Source organism: Stenotrophomonas sp. (assembly GCF_031995405.1).
Classification (GTDB): Bacteria; Pseudomonadota; Gammaproteobacteria; order Xanthomonadales; family Xanthomonadaceae; genus Stenotrophomonas.
The window spans coordinates 1-6700 of record NZ_DAMAGC010000172.1; the positions used below are offsets into that span (position 1 = coordinate 1).

Sequence of the window (6700 nt, forward strand, 5' to 3'; positions counted from 1 at the left end):
ATGACTCAGCGCAACCCGGTCTCGTTGCGCGCAATCACCAACCGCTGGATCTCCGAGGTGCCCTCGTAGATCTCGGTGATCTTGGCATCGCGGAAGTAACGTTCCAGCGGCATTTCCTTGGAGTACCCCATGCCGCCGTGGATCTGCACGGCCTGGTGGGTGATCCACATCGCCGCTTCGGATGCGGTCAGCTTGGCGATGGCCGCTTCGTTGCTGAAACGCTTGCCCTGGCCCTTGACCCATGCCGCGCGCAGGGTCAGCAGCAGCGCTGCATCCAGCTTGCACTTCATGTCGGCGATCTTGGCCTGGGTCATCTGGAAGGTGCCGATGGCGGCACCGAAGGCCTTGCGGTCCTTCACGTACTCGATCGTGGCTTCATAGGCAGCGCGGGCGATGCCGATGGCCTGGGAGGCGATGCCGATGCGGCCGGCGTCGAGCACGCCCATGGCGATCTTGAAGCCCTCGCCTTCCTTGCCCAGCACCTCGTCGGCGCTGGCCACGTAATCCTGGAACTCGATTTCGCAGGTGGCCGAAGCGCGGATGCCCAGCTTCGGCTCGGTCTTGCCGCGGTGGAAGCCGGCCTTGTCTGTGTCGATCATGAACGCGGTGATGCCGCGTGCGCCCTGGTCCGGGTCGGTCATCGCGAACAACACGATGTACTTGGCGACCGGGCCGGAGGTGATCCAGCTCTTCTTGCCGTTGATCACGAAGGTGCCGTCGGCCTGCTTGACCGCGCGGCAACGCATGGCGGTGGCGTCCGAACCGGACTGCGGCTCGGTCAGCGCGAACGCACCGATGGCCTCGCCCTCGGCGATGGCGCGCACGTATGTCTGCTTCTGCGCTTCGCTGCCGTGGGTGAGGATGCCGTTGCAGAACAGCGAATTGTTGACCGACATGATGGTCGAGTGGGCCGCGTCGCCGGCGGCGACCTCCACCATCGCCAGCACGTAGGCGATCGGGTCCATGCCCGCGCCGCCGTATTCGGCCGGCACTTCGATGCCCATCAGCCCGTTTTCGCCCAGCAGGCGGATGTTCTCCAGCGGGAACTCGCCGGTACGGTCATGGTGCTCGGCGCTGGGCGCGATCTTTTCCTGCGCGATGCGCCGCGCGACGTCCTGCAGCATCAACTGCTCTTCGGTAAAACTGAAATCCACAACACCCTCCCGGGAACATGGTGATTTTGGCCGCGCAGCGCGCGTCCACGTGGGGCGATTGTACCGGGGGCCGGTCAATGCCGGCTGACTTGACCCGGCACCGGCCCGGGGCGAAAATATCTCTATATCGCGATAGGTAGATATTTATGGATCTCGAGGACTGGTCGGTCCGGCTGAAAGTGTTCGCCGACGCCACCCGCGTACGCCTGCTCACGTTGCTGGAGCAGGAAGAATTGACCGTGGCCGAGCTGTCGGCCATCACCACGCTGGCGCAGCCGCGGGTGTCCACCCATCTGGCCCGGCTCAAGGAGGCCGGTCTGGTGCGCGACCGGCGTGCCGGCGTGTCGGCGTATTACCGCTTCGACGACGCCGCGCTGGACCCGGCGCAGCGCGCATTGTGGCATGCACTCAGCACCGGCAGCGACGATCCGCTGCTGCGTCAGGATGCTGAACGCGTCGCCGCCGTACTGGCCAGCCGCGCCGCCGACCAGAACTGGGCCGACAGCGTGGCCGGCGACATGGAGCGCCACTATTCCCCCGGCCGTACCTGGGAAGCGCTGGCGCGTACCGCCCTTCCGTTGCTGGAAACCGGTGACGTGCTGGACATCGCCTCCGGCGACGGCGTGCTCGCCGAACTGGTGGCACCGCACGCCAAGCGCTACGTCTGCATCGACACCAGCGCGCGCGTGGTCGCCGCGGCCAGCGAGCGCCTGCGCCGCCTGGCCAACGTGGAGGTGCGCGAAGGCGACATGCATGCGTTGCCGTTCAAGGACCGCAGCTTCGACCTGGTCGTGCTGATGCACGCACTGACCTACGCCGCCAAGCCGGCCCAGGCCGTGGCCGAAGGCGCGCGCGTGCTGCGCTCGGGTGGGCGCCTGCTGCTGTGCAGCCTTGCCCGCCACGAACACAAGGCGGCGGTGGATGCCTACGGGCACGTCAACCTGGGCTTCTCGGACAAGGAACTGCGCAAGTTCGCCGAGAAAGCCGGCCTGGTCGTGTCCAGCCTGGAAACGGTCACCCGCGAGAAGCGCCCGCCGCATTTCGAAGTCATTTCACTGATCGCCAGCAAGCCCTGAGGTCCACCATGTCGTCGCTGCCCTGGCTCCACCCCGATCGTGTGCATGCCCTGCAGGACGCGCTCGCCCGGCGCATCCTGATCATCGATGGTGCGATGGGCACGATGATCCAGCGCCATGGCCTGCAGGAAGCGGACTATCGCGGCGAACGCTTCGCCGAAGGCTACGACAGCGCCCACGCGCATGGCCCCGGCTGCGATCACGGCACGCCGGAGGGTCACGACCTGAAAGGCAACAACGACCTGCTGCTGCTGAGCAAGCCGGAGGTGATCGCGCAGATCCATACCGCCTACCTGGAGGCCGGCGCGGATCTGGTGGAGACCAACACCTTCAATGCCACCTCGGTCAGCCAGGCCGATTACCACCTGGAACACCTGGTGTACGAGCTCAACAAGGCCGGGGCCGCCGTCGCGCGCGCCTGCTGCGATGCGGTGGCGGCCACCACGCCGGGCAAGCCGCGCTTCGTGATCGGGGTGCTGGGCCCGACCAGCCGCACCGCGTCGATCAGCCCGGACGTCAACGACCCGGGGTTCCGCAACACCAGCTTCGATGCACTGCGCGAGACCTACCGCGAAGCGATCGACGGCCTGATCGACGGTGGCGCGGATACCTTGATGGTGGAAACCATCTTCGACACCCTCAACGCCAAGGCTGCGCTGTTCGCCATCGAGGAAGCCTTCGACGACCGTGGCGCGCGCCTGCCGATCATGATCTCCGGCACCATCACCGACGCCTCCGGACGCACCCTGTCGGGGCAGACCGCCGAGGCGTTCTATGCCTCCGTCGCGCACAGCCGGCCGCTGTCGGTGGGCCTGAACTGCGCGCTGGGCGCCAACGACATGCGCCCGCACGTGGAAACCCTGTCGATCGTGGCCGATTGCCTGGTCAGCGCGCATCCCAACGCGGGCCTGCCCAATGCGTTTGGCGAGTACGACGAAACCCCCGAGGAAATGGCCGGCACCCTGCGCGAATTTGCCAGCGCCGGCCTGCTCAACCTGGTGGGCGGCTGTTGCGGCACCACCCCGGCGCACATCCGCGCGATCGCCGAGGCCGTGGCCGACCTGCCGCCACGGGCCCTGCCCGGTCCGGCGCTGGAGAATGCCGCGTGAGCATACCGGCCGATAACACCCCGTCGGTGACACCGCCCCGCCACACCCGCCTGTCCGGCCTAGAGCCCTTGGTGATCACGCCGGACCTGCTGTTCGTCAACATCGGCGAGCGCACCAACGTCACCGGCAGCGCGCAGTTCCGCAAGCTGGTCAAGGAAGAGCGCTACGAGGAGGCGGTGGACGTGGCCCGCCAGCAGGTCGCCAATGGCGCGCAGATCCTCGACGTGAACATGGACGAGGGCCTGATCGATTCCGAGAAGGCGATGACGCGTTACCTCAACCTGATCATGTCCGAGCCGGACATCGCGCGCATCCCGGTGATGGTCGACTCCTCCAAGTGGAGCGTGATCGAGGCCGGCCTGAAGTGCCTGCAGGGCAAGAGCGTGGTCAACTCGATCTCGCTCAAGGAAGGCGAAGCGCAGTTCATCGAGCATGCCCGCAAGGTGCTGCGCTACGGCGCCGCCGCGGTGGTGATGGCCTTCGACGAGGACGGCCAGGCCGACACCTGCGCGCGCAAGGTGGAAATCTGCACGCGCGCCTACCGCATCCTGGTCGACCAGGTAGGGTTCCCGCCGCAGGACATCATCTTCGACCCGAACATCTTCGCTGTCGCCACCGGCATCGAGGAACACGACAACTACGCGGTGGATTTCATCGAAGCCACGCGCATCATCAAGCGCACGCTGCCGCACTGCCATATCTCCGGCGGCGTCTCCAACGTGTCGTTCTCGTTCCGCGGCAACGAAAGCGTGCGCCAGGCGATCCATTCGGTGTTCCTGTACCACGCCATCGCCGCCGGCATGGACATGGGCATCGTCAACGCCGGTGCGATGCCGATCTACGACGAGCTCGATCCGGAACTGCGTGAACGCGTGGAGGATGTGATCCTCAACCGCCGCCGCGACGGCACCGAGCGCCTGCTGGACATCGCCGAGCGCTACAAAGGCAAGAAGGGCGAGGTCAAGGGCGAAGACCTGGCCTGGCGCGAGAAGCCGATCGACGCGCGCCTGGCGCATGCGCTGGTGCACGGCCTGGATGCCTGGGTGGAAACCGATACCGAAGAGGCACGCGCGCGCTCCACTCGTCCGCTGGACGTGATCGAAGGGCCACTGATGGACGGCATGAACATCGTCGGCGACCTGTTCGGGGCCGGCAAGATGTTCCTGCCGCAGGTGGTCAAGTCGGCACGCGTGATGAAAAAGGCGGTGGCCTACCTGCTGCCCTACATCGAAGCCGAGAAGGCACGCAGCGGTGACACCGCCAAGAGCAACGGCAAGATCATCATGGCCACGGTCAAGGGCGATGTGCACGACATCGGCAAGAACATCGTCGGCGTGGTTCTGGCCTGCAACAATTTCGAGGTCATCGACCTGGGCGTGATGGTGCCGGCGCAGAAGATCCTCGACGCCGCGCGCGCCGAGAACGCCGACATCATCGGCCTGTCCGGCCTGATCACCCCCTCGCTGGAAGAAATGAGCCACGTCGCGCGCGAAATGGAGCGCCAGGGGTTCACCCTGCCGCTGATGATCGGCGGTGCCACAACCTCGCGTGCGCATACCGCGCTGAAGATCGACCCGCATTACAAGGCGCCCACGGTGTGGGTGAAGGACGCCTCGCGTGCGGTGGGCGTGGCCCAGTCGCTGATCTCCAGCGAGCTGCGCGAGGCGTTCGTGGCCGCCAACGAGGCCGACTATGCCGACATCCGCCAGCGCCATCGCAACCGGGGCGACGCCAAGCGCCTGGTGACACTGGCCAAGGCGCGCGCGCAGCGTTTCGACGGCGACTGGTCCCATTACACCCCGCCTGCCCCGCGCAGGCCCGGCCTGCATGTGCTGGACGATTACCCGCTGACCGACCTGGTCGAGGTGATCGACTGGACCCCGTTCTTCCAGGCCTGGGAACTGGCCGGCAAGTATCCGGCGATCCTCACCGACGAGATCGTCGGTGCCCAGGCCAGCGACCTGTACAAGGACGCCCGCGCGATGCTGGCCCGGATCGTCGATGAGAAGTGGCTGACCGCCAAGGCCGTGTTCGGGTTGTGGCCGGCCAACAGCGTCGGAGATGACGTGCACCTGCGCACCGATGCCGGCCCGAGCGTGCTCCACTTCCTGCGCCAACAGGTGGACAAGCCGGTCGAGCGCCCGGACTTCTGCCTGGCCGATTTCATCGCCCCGGCCGACAGCGGCAAGCAGGACTGGATCGGCGCCTTCGCGGTCACCGCCGGCATCGGCATCGATCCGCACGTGGCGCGCTTCGAAGCCGATCATGACGATTACAACGCCATCCTGCTCAAGGCCCTGGCCGATCGCCTTGCCGAAGCGCTGGCCGAGCGCCTGCACCAGCACGTGCGGACCGATTACTGGGGCTACCAGCCCGAGGAACACCTGGACAACGAGTCGCTGATCGCCGAGAAGTACCGCGGCATCCGCCCTGCCCCGGGCTATCCGGCCTGCCCGGAACACAGCGAAAAAGCCACGCTGTTCCGCCTGCTCGACGCCGAGCGCAACGCCGACATGCAGCTGACCGAAAGCTTCGCCATGCTGCCGACCGCAGCGGTATCGGGCTACTACTTCAGCCATCCGCAGAGCCAGTATTTCGTGGTCGGCCGGGTTACCCGCGAGCAGGTCGGCGACTACGCCAAACGCAAGGGCGTGGACCGCGTGCAGGCCGAGCGCTGGCTGGCTTCGAACCTGGATTACGATCCGGAATGAGGTGTTCACCCGACCCACGGTCGGGTGCAACCGTCATAATGCCGCGGTAGCGCCCACCGTGGGTGCGTGCGCGCCGCCACCGAGACCCCGCATGACCGCCTCCACCCGCGACGCCGTTCCGGCCGTGCGCCTGTCGTCCTTCTACCTGTTCTACTACGCCGCATTGGGCGCGTTCACGCCCTACTGGAGCCTGTTCCTCACCTCGCGCGGCATGAGCGTCACCGCCATCAGCGTGATGATGGGACTGTGGTACGCCACGCGCATCGTCGCGCCCACTACCTGGACCTCCATCGCCGCCGCTTCGCCGCGCCCGATCTTCTGGCTGCGCCTGGGCTGCGTGCTCACCCTGCTGACCTTCTGCGCGTTCCTGCTGCCCCTGCCCCAGCCGTGGCTGTACCCGGCGATGATCGCGTTCTGCTTCTTCTACAACGCGGTGATGCCGCAGTTCGAATCGATCACCCTCACCCACCTGGGCAGTGACAGTCACCGCTACGGCCTGATCCGGGTCTGGGGCTCGCTGGGCTTCATCGCAGTGGTCATGCTGTTTGGCTGGATCATCGAAGGCAAGGGCGGCGCCGGCAACGCGCATCTGCTGCCGTGGCTGATGCTGCCGCTGTTCGGGCTGCTCACCGCCTCGGGGTTTGCCAACC

The 6700-nt window shown here is 66.5% G+C and carries 5 protein-coding genes; 4 read left to right on the plus strand and 1 reads right to left on the minus strand.

The window, feature by feature from the left end:
* Positions 1–5: 5 nt before the first annotated feature.
* Positions 6–1154 (minus strand): acyl-CoA dehydrogenase family protein, encoded by a 1149-nt coding sequence (locus RTO53_RS18965; protein ID WP_312239235.1) that lies wholly within the window; start codon positions 1152–1154, stop codon positions 6–8.
* Positions 1155–1300: 146 nt separating this feature from the next.
* On the opposite strand from RTO53_RS18965, the gene RTO53_RS18970 reads away from it, so the two are divergent.
* The 4 genes from RTO53_RS18970 to RTO53_RS18985 form a co-directional block, all read left to right on the plus strand.
* Positions 1301–2230, plus strand: a complete 930-nt coding sequence (locus tag RTO53_RS18970) for a metalloregulator ArsR/SmtB family transcription factor (protein WP_256774561.1) — start codon at positions 1301–1303, stop codon at positions 2228–2230.
* A gap of 8 nt (positions 2231–2238) precedes the next feature.
* Positions 2239–3339: a homocysteine S-methyltransferase family protein gene (locus RTO53_RS18975; protein ID WP_312239236.1), complete on the plus strand. Its 1101-nt coding sequence runs from the start codon at positions 2239–2241 to the stop codon at positions 3337–3339.
* A 26-nt stretch (positions 3340–3365) separates the two neighbouring features.
* Positions 3366–6050 carry a methionine synthase gene (gene metH / locus RTO53_RS18980; RefSeq protein ID WP_312239238.1) on the plus strand — a complete coding sequence of 895 codons (2685 nt, stop codon included), beginning with the start codon at positions 3366–3368 and terminating at the stop codon, positions 6048–6050.
* A gap of 91 nt (positions 6051–6141) precedes the next feature.
* The coding region (locus RTO53_RS18985) for an MFS transporter (RefSeq protein WP_312239237.1) at positions 6142–6700 on the plus strand (559 nt) is incomplete at its 3' end.